Annotated in this window: 13 protein-coding genes and 7 tRNA genes; 4 read left to right on the forward strand and 16 right to left on the reverse strand. The window is 62.6% G+C overall.

Going from position 1 to position 15,181, the window contains the following annotated elements; all coding sequences use genetic code 11:
• Window positions 1–88 precede the first annotated feature (88 nt).
• The 12 genes from HU760_RS17830 to gltX all read right to left on the reverse strand — a co-directional run bounded on the left by HU760_RS17830 (window position 89) and on the right by gltX (window position 6,397).
• A complete protein-coding gene (locus HU760_RS17830) occupies window positions 89–532 on the reverse strand; it encodes an Hsp20 family protein (protein WP_186680474.1) in 444 nt (147 codons plus the stop codon).
• A gap of 154 nt (window positions 533–686) precedes the next feature.
• Complete coding sequence (locus HU760_RS17835) at window positions 687–1,658, reverse strand: tRNA dihydrouridine synthase (protein WP_186680476.1); 972 nt, start codon at window positions 1,656–1,658, stop codon at window positions 687–689.
• Window positions 1,659–1,708: 50 nt separating this feature from the next.
• Window positions 1,709–2,143, reverse strand: a complete 435-nt coding sequence (locus HU760_RS17840) for an acyl-CoA thioesterase (RefSeq protein WP_186680479.1) — start codon at window positions 2,141–2,143, stop codon at window positions 1,709–1,711.
• Window positions 2,144–2,298: 155 nt separating this feature from the next.
• Window positions 2,299–3,132 carry an alpha/beta fold hydrolase gene (locus tag HU760_RS17845; protein WP_186680481.1) on the reverse strand — a complete coding sequence of 278 codons (834 nt, stop codon included), beginning with the start codon at window positions 3,130–3,132 and terminating at the stop codon, window positions 2,299–2,301.
• A gap of 13 nt (window positions 3,133–3,145) precedes the next feature.
• A complete protein-coding gene (locus HU760_RS17850) occupies window positions 3,146–3,685 on the reverse strand; it encodes a TetR/AcrR family transcriptional regulator (protein WP_186680483.1) in 540 nt (179 codons plus the stop codon).
• Window positions 3,686–3,855: 170 nt separating this feature from the next.
• A tRNA-Glu gene (locus HU760_RS17855) sits at window positions 3,856–3,931 on the reverse strand.
• Between the two features lie 42 nt (window positions 3,932–3,973).
• Window positions 3,974–4,049: transfer RNA gene (locus tag HU760_RS17860), tRNA-Ala, on the reverse strand.
• A 61-nt stretch (window positions 4,050–4,110) separates the two neighbouring features.
• Window positions 4,111–4,186, reverse strand: a tRNA-Glu gene (locus HU760_RS17865).
• 42 nt (window positions 4,187–4,228) lie between these two features.
• Window positions 4,229–4,304: transfer RNA gene (locus HU760_RS17870), tRNA-Ala, on the reverse strand.
• A 53-nt stretch (window positions 4,305–4,357) separates the two neighbouring features.
• A tRNA-Glu gene (locus HU760_RS17875) sits at window positions 4,358–4,433 on the reverse strand.
• A 72-nt stretch (window positions 4,434–4,505) separates the two neighbouring features.
• Window positions 4,506–4,581 (reverse strand) — tRNA-Ala (locus HU760_RS17880).
• A 334-nt stretch (window positions 4,582–4,915) separates the two neighbouring features.
• Window positions 4,916–6,397 (reverse strand): glutamate--tRNA ligase, encoded by a 1,482-nt coding sequence (gene gltX / locus HU760_RS17885; protein WP_186680195.1) that lies wholly within the window; start codon window positions 6,395–6,397, stop codon window positions 4,916–4,918.
• Between the two features lie 143 nt (window positions 6,398–6,540).
• Here gltX and HU760_RS17890 point away from each other — a divergent pair, with 143 nt between their 5' ends.
• Window positions 6,541–7,596 (forward strand): HlyD family secretion protein, encoded by a 1,056-nt coding sequence (locus HU760_RS17890; protein WP_186680197.1) that lies wholly within the window; start codon window positions 6,541–6,543, stop codon window positions 7,594–7,596.
• Window positions 7,586–9,136 (forward strand): MDR family MFS transporter, encoded by a 1,551-nt coding sequence (locus HU760_RS17895; RefSeq protein WP_186680199.1) that lies wholly within the window; start codon window positions 7,586–7,588, stop codon window positions 9,134–9,136. The genes HU760_RS17890 and HU760_RS17895 overlap by 11 nt, the downstream gene beginning before the upstream one ends.
• Window positions 9,137–9,192: 56 nt before the next feature.
• On the opposite strand, the gene uvrB is transcribed toward HU760_RS17895, so the two are convergent.
• Window positions 9,193–11,208: an excinuclease ABC subunit UvrB gene (gene uvrB / locus HU760_RS17900; RefSeq protein WP_186680201.1), complete on the reverse strand. Its 2,016-nt coding sequence runs from the start codon at window positions 11,206–11,208 to the stop codon at window positions 9,193–9,195.
• 287 nt (window positions 11,209–11,495) lie between these two features.
• Between uvrB and HU760_RS17905 the strand changes: the two genes are divergently transcribed.
• Window positions 11,496–12,692, forward strand: a complete 1,197-nt coding sequence (locus HU760_RS17905; RefSeq protein WP_186680202.1) for an amino acid aminotransferase — start codon at window positions 11,496–11,498, stop codon at window positions 12,690–12,692.
• Window positions 12,693–12,754: 62 nt separating this feature from the next.
• Window positions 12,755–12,830, forward strand: a tRNA-Asn gene (locus HU760_RS17910).
• Window positions 12,831–12,927: 97 nt separating this feature from the next.
• Here the strand turns inward: HU760_RS17910 and HU760_RS17915 are convergent.
• From HU760_RS17915 to HU760_RS17925, 3 genes are all read right to left on the reverse strand, one after another.
• Window positions 12,928–13,488: a DUF1285 domain-containing protein gene (locus tag HU760_RS17915; protein WP_186680210.1), complete on the reverse strand. Its 561-nt coding sequence runs from the start codon at window positions 13,486–13,488 to the stop codon at window positions 12,928–12,930.
• 10 nt (window positions 13,489–13,498) lie between these two features.
• Entirely contained in the window at window positions 13,499–14,104 is a 606-nt protein-coding gene (locus HU760_RS17920; protein WP_170028926.1) for a DUF4823 domain-containing protein, read from the reverse strand.
• A 66-nt stretch (window positions 14,105–14,170) separates the two neighbouring features.
• Complete coding sequence (locus HU760_RS17925; protein ID WP_186680226.1) at window positions 14,171–15,139, reverse strand: GTP 3',8-cyclase MoaA; 969 nt, start codon at window positions 15,137–15,139, stop codon at window positions 14,171–14,173.
• Window positions 15,140–15,181: the final 42 nt, after the last annotated feature.

Genomic DNA, 15,181 nt, shown 5'->3' on the forward strand with positions numbered 1-15,181 from the left:
CGCTCCTGCAACAGTTGCCGCGCAAGAGCCACCACAGCGGGACACAAAAAAGGGCACCACTGGGGTGCCCTTTTTCACATCGCCGCGATCAGTTCAGCGCCGGCTTGTCGCCATTGATCGGGATGCGCTTGGCCTTGGCTTCTTCAGGCACGATGCGCAGCAAGTCGATGCTGAGCAGGCCATTGGCCAGGCCGGCAGCCTTGACTTCGATATGGTCGGCCAGGCGGAAGGACAACTTGAAGGCGCGCTGCGCGATACCCTGGTGCAGGTAGGTCACTTCTTCGGCGCCGTTGTCGCGCTTGCCACCGGACACGGTCAGGACACCTTTTTCGACCTGCAGGTCGAGGTCCTGCTCCTGGAAGCCGGCTGCGGCTACCACGATGCGGTAGTGGTCATCGCCATGCTTTTCCACGTTGTAGGGCGGGTAGCTGCTACCGGCCTCGTTACGTGCCGCGGACTCGAACAGGTCGTTGAAACGGTCGAAACCCACGGAATGGCGGAACAGTGGAGCGAGAGAGAAAGCGGTAGTCATGGTCGTAAACTCCTGAGATTCAGCAAGTAAAGTCACTACGCGACCCGACTTCGGCATCGCGTACTCAAGAGATAGGGTCGAGGAATATGCTTTCAAGGGGGCAAACCGAAAAATTCCACCGACTTGCACCGGGCCTGACCGCGACAGGGCCAGGTCAGGCAACACAGACCTCGAAGGAAGCCTCCTCAACCCCAAGCAAGCGACTGATCCGCGCACAGTCATCCTCCCGGCGCAATTCGGCGAACAGTACCACCGCTTCCGGGTAACTGCGGGTCAGCATCGCCAACCACTGCTTCATCCGCCCCGGCGCATAACGTGGCGACAGCTTGGCCTGGGCCTGACGCCAGAATTCACGCAACAACGGCAGCAGGTCGGTCCAGGTCATCGGCAGATACTCGCGCCCATCACGCGCGGCGGCAATCTGTAGCCCCAGGTCGGGGCGCGAGACCAGCCCGCGGCCCAGCATGATGTCTTCGGCACCACTGACCTCACGGCAACGCCGCCAGTCCTCCACGGTCCAGATCTCGCCATTGGCAAACACCGGCACCTTGACCACATCCTGCACCCGCGCCACCCACTCCCAGTGGGCCGGCGGCTTGTAGCCCTCGACCTTGGTCCGCGCATGCACCACCAGGTGCGCCGAACCACCTTCGGCCAGGGCGGTGGCACAGTCCAGCGCACCATCGGGGCTGTCAAAGCCCAGACGCATCTTCGCCGTCACCGGAATATCCGCCGGCACGGCGCGGCGTACCTCGCGCACGATGGCGTGCAGCAGCTCCGGCTCCTTGAGCAGCACCGCGCCACCGCGTGACTTGTTCACGGTCTTGGCCGGGCAACCGAAGTTCAGGTCGATCACCGGCGCCCCCAGCTCGCAGGCAAGCGCGGCGTTTTCGGCCAGGCACACCGGGTCGGAGCCCAGCAACTGCACACGCATCGGCACCCCTGCGGCAGTCCGCGCGCCGCTGCGCAATTCGGGCGCCAGCTTGTCGAACGAGGCAGGCGGCAGCAGGCGATCACATACGCGAATGAACTCGGTGACACACCAGTCGATACCGCCGACGCGGGTCAGCACGTCGCGCAGGATGTTGTCGACCAGCCCCTCCATGGGGGCCAGGGCAATTTGCATGTCGGGGTCTCGGGGAAAAAGCCGGCAGTCTAGCAAAAATTGCCGGTGTTTCAGGCGCCGATCAGCGCCGGGCCGTAACCGTTGAGGAATTCCGCCGGCATGCGCCTGGGCTTGCCACTGGACAGCTCGATGCAGGCAAAGGTGGTCTGGGCGCGCAGCAGGGTCACGCCGTCACGCGGGCGTTTGAGCTGGAAGCGCCGGGTCATGCGCAGGCGCTGGTCCCAGTCGATGATCCAGGTGGCCAGTTGCAGCTCATCGTCCTCGTAGGCGGCGGCCAGGTAGTCGATTTCGTGGCGCACCACGGCCATGGCCCGGTCCAGCCGGCGGTATTCGGCCAGATCCAGGCCCAGGCGCTGTGAGTGACGCCAGGCGCAGCGTTCCAACCAGGTGACGTAAACGGCATTGTTGGCGTGGCCGAGGCCATCGATGTCCTCGCTGGCGACGCGCAGGTCGATGACAAAAGGTGTTGCCAGATCCCAGCTCATGTTCGCTTCCTTGGCGCAAAAGTGGATTTAGCAGCGACCTGCGGGGGAATGTCCAGACCTTCTGCGCCTGCTAGTGAGCCCGACGCAGTCGTTGCCGGAGCAGCCACGTCGAGTGGTGCCGGAACGACCGCCTCGGGCGATGCCAGGCGCGTCGATCAGGCGCTTTGCCGCGCCGGTGCATCCGCCTGCGCCAGCAATTCGAGCACGGCTTCACTCAAGCGTGGGTCAGCCAGCACGCGCTGGTGCCCGCCCTCCTCCAGCCGCAGCAGCCGGCTGTCGAACCAGGCCTTGTGAATGGCCTGGGCTTCAGTGACAGGTACCAGCTCATCATCGGCGGCATGCACCACCAGCCCCGGCAACTCCAGCTGATAACCACTGACATCGAGCCGCGCAATCTGCATGCCCACATCCCGCTCTACCTGGCGGATGAACGCGGCCCGCGCGCGTGCCGGCAGCCCCAGGCGGTGCGCGAACCCACGCAGTACGCCCAGCAGTTGTGCCGGCGCAGCGATGCTCACTGCCGCTTCTGCGCGCAGGCCCATCTGCAGCGCCAGCAACACACTGGCACCGCCCATGGAATGGCCAATCACCGCGCGCAGCGGCGGCAACTCGGCGGCAGCCTCCAGCAAGGCCCGGGCAAACAGCACCACGTGCGCCTGCTCGCCAGGCGACCGACCATGCCCCGGCCCTTCCAGCGAGACCACGGTATGCCCGGCCTGGACCAGGGTCTCGATCAAGGCAGCGAACTGGGTCGGGCGCCCTTCCCAGCCGTGCATCAACAGCACGGTCGGCCCTTTGCCCCATCGCAACGCGGACAAACCGAAGCGCAGGGTGATGCGTTCGGCGCTGGCCAGCACCGGCAGCTCCCACTGCCGCGGCGGCAGGTTGCGCGGGGTCATGAACGCACGGCGCATCTTGCCCGCAATATGCTCCGGGGCCAGATGGCCCAGGGTGCCGTTGACACCACGAATCCAGCTCAGGGTGGTCATCGCCATGCTCCTCTCAGAGCACCGCCGATTTGGCGGCGCGTAGAATCCGGTCAGACAGTTCGCTGGTGCCCAAGGCACGGGCCAGGGCCAGACCGCCAATCATCAGGGCCAGGTCGGCCAGCGCCTTGTCGGCTTCCTCGGGGCAGTCGACCATGGCGGCAGTCATCAACTCGATGTGCTCGGCCAGCACCTCGCGAAAAGCCTCTGGCAGGCGCTGCATTTCACCCAGCGAATTGGGCAGTGGGCAGGCATGCACCTCGGCATCGCGGTGCTTGCGCGATAGGTAGAAGGCGCTGACCAACGCCCGCCGCTCGGTACCATCGAGGCCGGGATCGACCTGGGCCAGCAAGGCCCGGCGTTCGCTGAGCAGTTGGCGGAACGCCTCGAGCATCATGTCGTCCTTGCTGTCGAAATGGGCATAGAAGCCGCCCACAGTCAGGCCTGCCGCCCCCATCACCTGACTGACGCTAGGCTCGGCCGGGCCGTGCTGGATCAATGCAGTGCATGCCGCTTCGAGAATGCGCTCGCGGGTTTTGCTCTTCTTGTCGCTCATGAGGCACTCACCAGGAAAATATGATGATCGAAATATTATTCTCATAATATTTTTCTGCAAGCGGATTCTGCGGCCATCTGTCAGTGAGATTTTTTTCGAGAAGGGAAAAAACAAAAGGCCCATTCAATAAGCGAATGAGCCTTTAAGGTCCCGCAATACGCGGGTAAATGTGGCGTCCCCTAGGGGACTCGAACCCCTGTTACCGCCGTGAAAGGGCGGTGTCCTAGGCCACTAGACGAAGGGGACGTAACCTTCGCGAAGATCCACGCATGTGAACCCTGGCAGAAATGGTGGAGCTAAGCGGGATCGAACCGCTGACCTCCTGCATGCCATGCAGGCGCTCTCCCAGCTGAGCTATAGCCCCGAAACAAAAGGCTCATCAATAATCGACGAGCCTTTTTAAGCCCTGCAAAACGCAGGAAAAGTGGCGTCCCCTAGGGGACTCGAACCCCTGTTACCGCCGTGAAAGGGCGGTGTCCTAGGCCACTAGACGAAGGGGACGTAACCTTCGCGAAGATCCACGCATGTGGACCCTGGCAGAATTGGTGGAGCTAAGCGGGATCGAACCGCTGACCTCCTGCATGCCATGCAGGCGCTCTCCCAGCTGAGCTATAGCCCCGGATTTATAGCCTCTCGGCCCAGCGACATCCTGAAACATCGCTTGTGCAAAACTGGCGTCCCCTAGGGGACTCGAACCCCTGTTACCGCCGTGAAAGGGCGGTGTCCTAGGCCACTAGACGAAGGGGACGAACCTTCTTACCTTCAAGACCCGGTTGCTGGACCCGGCCTTGCTCGACAGCCTTGGCTGCCAAACGGAATTTGGTGGAGCTAAGCGGGATCGAACCGCTGACCTCCTGCATGCCATGCAGGCGCTCTCCCAGCTGAGCTATAGCCCCACAATGTCGCTTTGAACCGAAGCGCTGGCTGGGTGCCTGACGTTTCGTTTTCGTTCATCGCTGTGGACGGGGCGCATATTAAGATCGGATTGCAGGGCTGTCAAACTAATTTTTCAAAATATTCAAAAAAATTTTCACAGATAACAATCACTTACCGCCCTGCCCTGGTGAATCGAAGCGCCGCGCCTGCTTAGGAGCGGCCTTGTGTCGCGAAAGGGCCGCAAAGCGGCCCCGGCGTTTCTTGCACTGAAGCCGAAATTCCGGGACCACGCTGCGCTCATTTCACGACACAAGGCCGCCCCTGCAGGGTTCGGCTAATGCCTTCCGAAGGCACTCAGGCGATGGACGCCAGCAGCTTTTCCCATTCCTTGTTTTCTTTCTTCGACACCCCACCCAGCAGGTCCAGGGCCTGGCGCAGGCGGTAGCGGGTCAGGTCGGGGCCAAGAATTTCCATGGCATCGAGCACCGACACCGAGCTTGCCTGGCCAGTAATGGCGGCGAACATCAGCGGCATGGCGTCACGCAGCTTCAGCTCCAGCGCCTCGACCACCGCCTGGATGCAACCGGTGATGCGCTCCTTTTCCCACTGGCGCAGGCTTTCGAGCTTCCACAAGATCAGCTGGATCACCTGGCGCACCTGATCGGCCGACAGCTTCTTGCTTTCGAACAGCTTGGCGTCGAGCTTCAGCGCACCTTCGAAGAAGAACCCGCCCAGCGGAGCAACCTGGCTGAAGGTTTCCACCCGGCCCTGCACATGCGGGGCAATCTTCATCATGTAGTCGCTGTTGAACGCCCACTTCTGCAGACGCGCGGCGAACTCTTCGACCGGCAGCTCGCGCAGCCACTGGCCGTTCAGCCAGGACAGCTTCTCGATGTCGAAGATCGGGCCGCCCAGCGAAATACGCGACAGGTCGAAGTGCTCGACCATCTCGGCCAGGGAGAACTTCTCACGCTCGTCCGGCATCGACCAGCCCATGCGGCCCAGGTAGTTGAGCATCGCCTCGGGCATGAAGCCCATGCGCTCGTAGAAGGTCACCGAGGTCGGGTTCTTGCGCTTGGACAGCTTGGACTTGTCCGGGTTGCGCAGCAACGGCATGTAGCACAGCTTGGGCTGCTCCCAACCGAAGTATTCGTACAGTTTGATCAGCTTGGGCGCCGATGGCAGCCATTCTTCGCCGCGCAGCACGTGGGTGATGCCCATCAGATGGTCGTCGACCACGTTGGCCAGGAAGTACGTCGGCAGGCCGTCGTTCTTCATCAGCACCTGCATGTCCATGCGATCCCACGGGATCTCGACATCACCACGCAGCATGTCCGGGACCACGCATACACCTTCGCTCGGCACCTTCATGCGGATCACGTGCGGCTCGCCAGCGTCCAGGCGGCGCTGCACCTCTTCGGCGCTCAGCAACAGCGCGCGGCCGTCGTAGCGCGGAGTTTCGCCACGGGCTTGCTGTTCGGCACGCATCTGCTCCAGTTCTTCGGCGGTGCAGAAGCAATAGAAGGCATGGCCGGCATCAACCAGCTGCTTGGCATACCTGGCGTAGATTTCACCACGCTCGCTCTGCCGGTAGGGGCCGTGCGGGCCGCCGACGTCCGGGCCTTCGTTCCATTCAATACCGAGCCAGCGCAGGGCATCGAAAATCTGCTGTTCCGACTCGCGCGTGGAGCGCAGCTGGTCGGTGTCTTCGATGCGCAGGATGAACTCACCGCCGTGCTGCTTGGCAAAGCAGTAGTTGAACAGGGCGATGTAGGCAGTGCCGACATGGGGGTCGCCGGTCGGCGATGGCGCGATACGCGTGCGTACGGTGGTCATGGAGGGTCTCGAACGAAAGATGAAACAAAGGCGGGATGTTAGCAGGAGGCAGGCACCGGGCTCCAGCAATGGCGCGAACGACACTTGTCGATGAGCCCCATGCCGCTGTTAAATTTATTTACATTTCTGGAACCATAGTGCTCATGCCTGCCCAACTCAAACGTCGCCTGCTGGTCTTCTTCATCCTGGTGGCGACCATTGCCCTCGCCTTCCTCGGCCACTGGTACTTCAAGGGGCGCTTCTATGAAAGTACCGACAACGCCTACGTGCAGGGCGAAATCACGCGCATTTCCAGCCAGTTGGGCGCGCGCATCGAAGCAGTAGCGGTCGCTGACAACCAGCATGTGCACAAGGGCGACTTGCTGGTGCGGCTGGAGGCCGCCGACTTCGAACTGGCCGTGCAACGCGCCCGCGCCGCCCTGGCTACCCGCGAAGCCGAGCATGCGCAGGCCGAAAGCCGCCTCACCCAGCAGGCCAGCCTGATTGCCGCCGGCCAGGCCCAGGTGGCAGCCAACCAGGCCACCTTCGACCGCTCGCGCCTGGACCTGAGCCGCGCCGAGAAGCTGCGCAAGCCGGGCTTCGTCTCGGAAGAGCGCGTCACCACGCTGTCGGCAGACAGCCATGTTGCCGGCTCGCAGGTCGACAAGGCGCGCGCCGACCTGCAAAGCCAGCGCCAGCAGGTCAACGCACTCAGCGCCGAACTCAAGCGCCTTGACGCGCAAATCGCCAACGCCCGCGCCGACCTGGCCCAAGCCGAACTGAACCTGACCCGCTGCGAAATCCGTGCGCCGATCAGCGGCACCATCGGCCAGCGCAATGCTCGCGATGGCCAGGTGGTACAAGCCGGTGCCTACCTGCTGTCGATCGTGCCGGACGAAGACATCTGGGTGCAGGCCAACTTCAAGGAAACCCAGATCGGCCGCATGCAGCCAGGGCAGCGCGCCGAACTGGTCTTCGACAGCTACCCCGATACACCGATCGAAGGCCGGGTCGACAGCCTGTTCGCCGCCTCTGGTGCGCAGTTCAGCCTGCTGCCACCCGACAATGCCACCGGCAACTTCACCAAGGTAGTGCAGCGCATCCCGGTCAAGCTGACCTTCCGTGCCGACAACCCGCTGCACGGGCGCATCCGCCCAGGCATGTCGGTGACCGCCACCGTCGACCTGCGCAGCGAAGACGAAGGCCAAAATGGCCGCTGACGTGTTGCTCAGGCCCACAGCGGAGCCGACCCGCCGCGACTGGATCGCGGTCATGAGCGTGATGCTCGGTGCGTTCATGGCGGTGCTGGATATCCAGATCACCAATTCGTCGCTGAAGGATATCCAGGGCGCGTTGTCGGCGACGCTGGAGGAAGGCTCGTGGATTTCCACCTCGTACCTGGTGGCGGAAATCATCATGATTCCGCTCACCGCCTGGCTGGTGCAACTGCTGTCGGCGCGGCGCCTGGCGGTGTGGGTGTCCGGCGGCTTCCTGCTGTCGTCGCTGCTGTGTTCGATGGCCTGGAACCTGGAGAGCATGATCCTGTTCCGTGCCCTGCAGGGCTTTACCGGCGGCGCATTGATCCCGCTGGCCTTCACCCTGACCCTGATCAAGCTGCCCGAGCACCACCGCGCCAAGGGCATGGCCATGTTCGCCATGACCGCCACCTTCGCCCCCTCCATTGGCCCCACCCTGGGTGGCTGGCTGACGGAAAACTGGGGCTGGGAATACATCTTCTACATCAATATCCCGCCAGGCCTGGTGATGATCGCCGGCCTGCTGTACGGGCTGGAGAAGAAGGACGCACACTGGGAGCTGCTGAAAAGCACCGACTACGCCGGCATCGTCACCCTGGGCCTGGGCCTGGGTTGCCTGCAGGTATTTCTGGAGGAAGGCCACCGCAAGGACTGGCTGGAGTCGCAGCTGATCGTCGGCCTCGGCAGCATCGCCCTGATCAGCCTGATCACCTTCGTCATCCTGCAGCTTTCCAGGCCACAACCGCTGATCAACCTGCGCATCCTGGGTAACCGCAACTTCGGCCTGTCGAGCATCGCCAGCCTGGGCATGGGCGTGGGCCTGTATGGCTCGATCTACCTGTTGCCGTTGTATCTGGCGCAGGTGCAGGGCTACAACGCCCTGCAGATCGGCGAGGTGATCATGTGGATGGGCATCCCGCAGCTGTTCCTCATCCCGCTGGTGCCGCAATTGATGAAAGTGGTGTCACCCAAGGTGTTGTGCGCTTTGGGCTTCTGCCTGTTCGGCGTCGCAAGTTTTGGTTCGGGGGTACTCAACCCGGATTTTGCCGGGCCGCAGTTCAACCATATCCAGATCATCCGCGCCATCGGCCAGCCGATGATCATGGTAACCATCTCGCTGATCGCCACGGCGTATATCCAGCCGCAGGATGCCGGCTCGGCATCGAGCCTGTTCAATATCCTGCGTAATCTGGGCGGGGCGATCGGCATTGCGCTACTGGCCACGCTGCTGGATGCGCGGACCAAGGTGTATTTCGATTATTTGAGGGAAGCGCTGGTGCCGAGCAACCCACAGGTGGCGGAGCGCCTGGCGCAACTGGCAGAGCGGCTGGGAAATGACAATGCCGCGCTGGGGAAATTGAGCGAGATTACCCATCAGCAGGCGTTGATCATGGCCTACAACGATGCCTTCCACTTTGTCGGGATCGGCTTGACGATAAGCATGGTGGCGGTGTTGATGACCCGCAAGTTGCCGGAGGGATTGAAGGCTGGGGAAGCCCATTAAGCCTGTTTCAGATGCGGCGCGCCCCCCTATGGGAGCGGCCTCCCCCACGCCACGCGTCAGCTGGTAATCAACCGCTCCCGAAGCTGGGCAATCTCGTCGCGCAGCTGCGCCGCAGCCTCGAATTCCAGGTCGCGGGCGAACTGCATCATCTTCTCTTCCAACTGCTTGATGCGCTTGGTGATCTCGCCTGGCGTACGCAGCTCGGCCTCGTAACGGGCGCTCTCCTCCGCCGCCTTGGCCATGCCCTTGCGCTTCTTGCTGCGCGCGCCTGGCACGGTGGCACCTTCCATGATGTCGGTGATGTCCTTGACCACGCCCTTGGGCACGATGCCATGGGCCAGGTTGAAGGCAATCTGTTTCTCACGGCGACGCTCGGTTTCGTCGATGGCCCGCTGCATCGAACCGGTAATCTGGTCGGCGTACAGGATGGCCCGGCCATTGAGGTTGCGCGCCGCGCGGCCGATGGTCTGGATCAGTGAGCGCTCGGAACGCAGGAAGCCTTCCTTGTCGGCATCGAGGATCGCCACCAACGACACTTCGGGCATGTCCAGGCCCTCGCGCAGCAGGTTGATGCCTACCAGCACGTCGAAGCTGCCCAGGCGCAAGTCGCGGATGATCTCCACCCGTTCGACGGTGTCGATGTCCGAGTGCAGATAACGCACCCGCACGTCATGGTCGGCCAGGTAGTCGGTAAGGTCTTCGGCCATGCGTTTGGTCAGCGTGGTCGCCAGCACCCGCTCGCCCTGTGCCACGCGCTTGCGGATTTCCGACAGCAGATCGTCGACCTGGGTTAGCGCCGGGCGCACTTCCACCTGCGGGTCGACCAGGCCGGTCGGGCGCACCACCTGTTCCACCACGCGCCCGGCGTGCTCGGCCTCGTAGGTGCCCGGTGTCGCCGACACGAAAATGGTCTGCGGGCTGACCGCCTCCCACTCGTCGAAACGCATGGGCCGGTTGTCCAGGGCCGAGGGCAGGCGGAAACCGTATTCGACCAGGGTTTCCTTGCGCGAACGGTCGCCCTTGTACATGGCACCTACCTGCGGCACGCTGACGTGGGATTCGTCGATCACCAGCAAGGCATCAGGCGGCAGGTAGTCGTACAAGGTGGGCGGCGGCGCACCGGCCGGGCGCCCGGACAGGTAGCGCGAGTAGTTCTCGATGCCGTTGCAGTAGCCCAGTTCCAGGATCATCTCCAGGTCGAAGCGGGTGCGTTGCTCCAGGCGCTGCGCCTCCACCAGCTTGTTGGCTTTCTGCAGGTATTCCAGGCGGTCCTTGAGCTCTTCCTTGATGCCCTCGACCGCTTCCAGCAGGGTTTCCCGCGGGGTGACGTAGTGGCTCTTGGGGTAGAAGGTGAACCGCGGCAGCTTGCGGAAGACCTCGCCGGTCAGCGGGTCGAAGGCGGCGATGTTCTCCACCTCGTCATCGAACAGTTCGATGCGGATGGCCTCGAGGTCCGATTCGGCCGGGAAGATGTCGACCACATCGCCACGCACACGGAAGGTTGCACGGGCGAAGTCCATCTCGTTGCGGGTGTACTGCAGGTCGGCCAGGCGTCGCAGCAGTGCACGCTGGTCGAGCTTGTCGCCGCGATCGACGTGCAGCACCATCTTCAGGTAGGTCTCGGGACTGCCCAGGCCGTAGATGCACGATACCGTGGTAACGATGATCGCATCGCGCCGCTCCAGCAGCGCCTTGGTGGCCGACAGGCGCATCTGCTCGATATGGTCGTTGATCGATGCGTCCTTCTCGATGAAGGTGTCGGAGGACGGCACATAGGCTTCGGGTTGGTAGTAGTCGTAGTAGGAAACGAAATACTCCACCGCGTTGTTGGGGAAGAACGCCTTGAATTCACCATACAGCTGAGCGGCCAGGGTCTTGTTCGGTGCCAGCACCAGGGTCGGGCGCTGCACCTGCTGGATGACATTGGCAATGCTGAAGGTCTTGCCCGAGCCGGTCACCCCGAGCAGCGTCTGGTGCGACAGCCCCGCCTCGATGCCTTCGACCATCTGGCGGATAGCCTCGGGCTGGTCGCCGGCCGGCTGGAAACGGGTGACGAGCTGGAACTCGGACATGACGGACCTCGCGGTGTTTCAGCAACTGTAAATTTAGCCAGTAGTCTATACCCAAAATGCGTTCGCCGGGGGCCCTTTCAAGGCATAGCAGTGAGCGCTTGTTACGGTGGACCGGGTAATTGGACCAATGGTCGAAAAATATTTGCGCAAATCACCGGAAAAGCTGCGCCATAGTGTCGCGGTGACCGGTCGGTATCACTATACTGACACCCCGTTTGTGCACCGCTTCAGTGCATTCGGCTGGAGCGTGTACGCCCTATCACACTCCAATCAGAGCCAAGGTAACAATGAGCCTGTTTTCCGCTGTCGAGCTGGCACCCCGCGACCCTATTCTGGGCCTCAACGAAGCATTCAACGCCGACCCACGTACCGACAAGGTCAACCTGGGCGTAGGCGTCTACTGCAATGAGGAAGGCCGCATTCCGCTGCTGCGCGCCGTGATCGAAGCCGAGACCCAGCGTGCCGCCCAGCACGCCTCGCGCGGCTACCTGCCGATCGACGGCATCGCCTCCTACGACCAGGCTGTACAAAAGCTGCTGTTCGGCGCCGAGTCGCCGCTGCTGGCCGCAGGCCGCGTGGTCACCGTACAAGCCGTCGGCGGTACCGGCGCACTGAAGATTGGTGCCGACTTCCTCAAGCGCATCTCGCCGAACGCCGTGGTCGCCATCAGCGACCCGAGCTGGGAAAACCACCGTGCCCTGTTCGAATCGGCCGGCTTCCCGGTGCAGAACTACCGCTACTACGACGCACCGACCAACGATGTCAACCGCGCCGGCATGCTGGAAGACCTGAATAACCTGCCGTCCGGCTCGATCGTGGTACTGCACGCCTGCTGTCACAACCCGACCGGTGTCGACCTCAACCTGGACGACTGGAAGAACGTGCTGGAAGTGGTCAAGGCCAAAGGCCACGTGCCGTTCCTCGACATGGCCTACCAGGGCTTCGGTGACGGTATCGCCGAAGACGCCTTCGCCGTGCGCCTGTTCGCCGAATCGGGCCTGGAGTTCTTCGTGTCCAGCTCGTTCTCCAAGTCGTTCTCGCTGTATGGCGAGCGCGTCGGCGCGCTGTCGATCGTCACCGCCTCCAAGGACGAGAGCACCCGCGTGCTGTCGCAGGTCAAGCGCGTGATCCGCACCACCTACTCCAACCCACCGACCCATGGCGCAACCATCGTTGCCACCGTACTGAACAGTGCCGAACTGCGCCAGATGTGGGAAACCGAACTGGCCGAAATGCGCGAGCGCATCCACGGCATGCGCAAGCAGATGGTCGAGCTGCTGGCCCAGTACGGCGCCAAGCGCGACTTCAGCTTCGTTGGCCGCCAGGTCGGCATGTTCTCGTACTCGGGCCTGACCGTTGAACAGGTCGCCCGCCTGAAGAACGACTTCGGCATCTACGCCCTCGACACCGGCCGCATCGCGGTAGCCGCACTGAACCAGAGCAACATCCACGTGGTCACCAAGGCCATCGTTGAAGTGCTGTAACTGCTTGATTTGTCAGGGGGCGGCTTGACTTCCCCCTGGCAATCAGTAAGATACATGCAGATTCCGCGATAGCTCAGTCGGTAGAGCAAATGACTGTTAATCATTGGGTCCCTGGTTCGAGTCCAGGTCGCGGAGCCAAACACTGAAAAAGCCCCCGGATGCGCAAGCACCGGGGGCTTTTTCGTTACAGCCGTGTCATGGTTACGACCAGAAAGCCGACACAAGCCGTATTCCTTCAGCAGTTGCGCCCGATCGGGTAGAACTCACCGTGGCTCCACACCCCCAGCCATTCCTCGCCTGCAATATCGCGCGGTACCGCCAGCTCCACCAGTTGGTAGAACACGTTGCGATGAACCAGCGCCTCGAGGTTGCTGCGCATCAACACATACGGCGAAGGCTCCTGGGTCACCGGGTCGGTCACCACGCGCAGCGGGTTGGCAGGCCCGGCCTCAACCTGGTCCTCGACATTGCTGGTGAAGCGCAGCACCTGCTGCTCACCCTGCCCGCGCACGTCCAGCGCCACGGCCACGAACGGCGCATCGTCAACGCGGATACGCACCTTTTCCACCGGGGTAACCAGGAAGTAGTCATCGCCGTCGCGGCGGATGATGGTGGAAAACAGCCGCACCATCGGCTTGCGTCCGATCGGGCTGCCCAGGTAGTACCAGGTGCCATCGCGGGCGATGCGCATGTCGATGTCACCGCAGAAGTCCGGGTTCCACAGATGCACCGGCGGCAGCCCCTTGGCCTTGGGAAGCTGCGCCAGCAGATCATTGGCCTTGCCGGAATCGCTCATCGCGCTTGCCTCATTCACTCATGCCCAGGAGGCTACGAGCGTACTCGCGCATCGGCGCCGCAAGCAAATCTTCCGGGGTATTGTCGTGGAACGTCAACAAACCGCCACGGCTCTTGATACGCGCAGTATCGATCAGGTAGCGGGTGTTGGTCTCGATCAGCATCATCTGCACCACGCCAGTGTCCCAGCCCAGGCGGTCGACGGCCTGTTCGTCGTACCATTCGTCGCCATTGCCGATGCGGTCATCGGTACGCGCAAAGCGGGTGTACAGCACATAATCGGCCCCCACCGAGCGCGCCTGGGCGATGGCCTCTTCAAGGCCCAGTGGCCCCTGGGCACGGCGTACCAGCGGGAAATATTCGACGAAGCTCTTGAATGCCTGCTCGGCGACCACATTCTGGCGTGGCACCGGCCCCTTGCCCGGAGGCACGAATGCACCCTGGCCAATGAAGATGAACGAATCGGGCTGCAGGCGGATCGACAGGGTGCGACGGGTATCACTGTGGTCCAGCAGACCGGCATCGCTCATGTGATAACGGACGCCTTCGCCCATATCGCTGACATTCATACAACCGCCGAGCGCCATCAGCGCCAGCAGCAAGACCAGGCTACGCATCTTTCCTCCAGTGGCCGGCGACGAAAAACCGGCGAATAGCCGGCGGATGCAGCTTTTGCGCCAGCTTCAGCCCCCGATCACCTTCATCACCATCACATCGCCGGAAAACGCCAGTTCCTGCTTGTCTGCGAGGGCTTTGACCAGTAAGCGCTGCAAGGCCGGGAGTGCCTGATGGCGCGGCTTCTCCAGCAAGTCACCGATGTAGTGGCGATTACCCGACGACAGGCAGCCATGCAGCCAACCTGTGGAGGACAGGCGCAGCCGCGAGCAGCTACGGCAGAACGGTACGCTTTCATTGGCGATCACACCGAAGTGGCCTTTGCCGGGAACCTGATAACGCAAGGCGGTGGCACCTGGCGGCGCATCGACCTGGACAAAGGCATGCTGAGCAGCGATCAGCGTGAGCAACTGGTCAAGGCCGACGAACTGCTGCAGGAACGCGTTATGGTCGCGGGCCAGGTGCCCCATGCGCATGAGCTCGATGAAACGCAGTTCAAAACCGCGCGCAAGGCAGTAGTCCAGCAGCGGCAATACCTGGTCGAGGTTTTGCCCGCGCATCGGCACCATGTTTACCTTGATGTGCATGCCAAGCGCGCCGGCCTGCTCCATACCCGCCAGCACGCTCGCCAGGTCACCTCCGCGGGCGATGCGGCGGAAGGCCTGTGGGTCCAGCGTGTCGAGCGAGATGTTCAGTCGGCGAATACCCGCCGCCTGCAGCTGGGGCAACTTGCGCGCCAACAACTGGCCATTGGTGGTCAGCGAGATATCGTCGAGGTCGAGCCTGGCCACGGCGGCCAGAAAGCCCTCCAGACGCTGGCTGACCAATGGCTCGCCGCCAGTGATGCGCAAACGCTCGATACCGGCGGCTTCGATCAGGTAGGCCACGCCGCGAGCCAGTGAATCTGCCGACAACTCGTCCTGCGCTGCCACCAGGCGCTTGCCATCGGGGACGCAGTAGGTACAGGCGTAGTTGCAGGCAGCCGTCAGGCTGACGCGCAGGTTGCGAAAACGCCTGCCTTGACGATCGACGATCATGAATGACTCCGGCATGGATGATGGGGCTGACAAAACCTGACT

Source organism: Pseudomonas oryzicola, assembly GCF_014269185.2.
GTDB lineage: Bacteria > Pseudomonadota > Gammaproteobacteria > Pseudomonadales > Pseudomonadaceae > Aquipseudomonas > Aquipseudomonas oryzicola.

Bases quoted from the DNA above. Each gene is read 5' to 3' on its own strand.
- HU760_RS17920 (WP_170028926.1), bottom strand. From the start codon at position 14,104: ATGCGTAGCCTGGTCTTGCTGCTGGCGCTGATGGCGCTCGGCGGTTGT.
- uvrB (WP_186680201.1), bottom strand. From the start codon at position 11,208: ATGTCCGAGTTCCAGCTCGTCACCCGTTTCCAGCCGGCCGGCGACCAG.
- HU760_RS17890 (WP_186680197.1), top strand. From the start codon at position 6,541: ATGCCTGCCCAACTCAAACGTCGCCTGCTGGTCTTCTTCATCCTGGTG.
- gltX (WP_186680195.1), bottom strand. From the start codon at position 6,397: ATGACCACCGTACGCACGCGTATCGCGCCATCGCCGACCGGCGACCCC.
- HU760_RS17835 (WP_186680476.1), bottom strand. From the start codon at position 1,658: ATGCAAATTGCCCTGGCCCCCATGGAGGGGCTGGTCGACAACATCCTG.
- HU760_RS17845 (WP_186680481.1), bottom strand. From the start codon at position 3,132: ATGACCACCCTGAGCTGGATTCGTGGTGTCAACGGCACCCTGGGCCAT.
- HU760_RS17925 (WP_186680226.1), bottom strand. From the start codon at position 15,139: ATGATCGTCGATCGTCAAGGCAGGCGTTTTCGCAACCTGCGCGTCAGC.
- HU760_RS17915 (WP_186680210.1), bottom strand. From the start codon at position 13,488: ATGAGCGATTCCGGCAAGGCCAATGATCTGCTGGCGCAGCTTCCCAAG.
- HU760_RS17850 (WP_186680483.1), bottom strand. From the start codon at position 3,685: ATGAGCGACAAGAAGAGCAAAACCCGCGAGCGCATTCTCGAAGCGGCA.
- HU760_RS17830 (WP_186680474.1), bottom strand. From the start codon at position 532: ATGACTACCGCTTTCTCTCTCGCTCCACTGTTCCGCCATTCCGTGGGT.
- HU760_RS17905 (WP_186680202.1), top strand. From the start codon at position 11,496: ATGAGCCTGTTTTCCGCTGTCGAGCTGGCACCCCGCGACCCTATTCTG.
- HU760_RS17895 (WP_186680199.1), top strand. From the start codon at position 7,586: ATGGCCGCTGACGTGTTGCTCAGGCCCACAGCGGAGCCGACCCGCCGC.
- HU760_RS17840 (WP_186680479.1), bottom strand. From the start codon at position 2,143: ATGAGCTGGGATCTGGCAACACCTTTTGTCATCGACCTGCGCGTCGCC.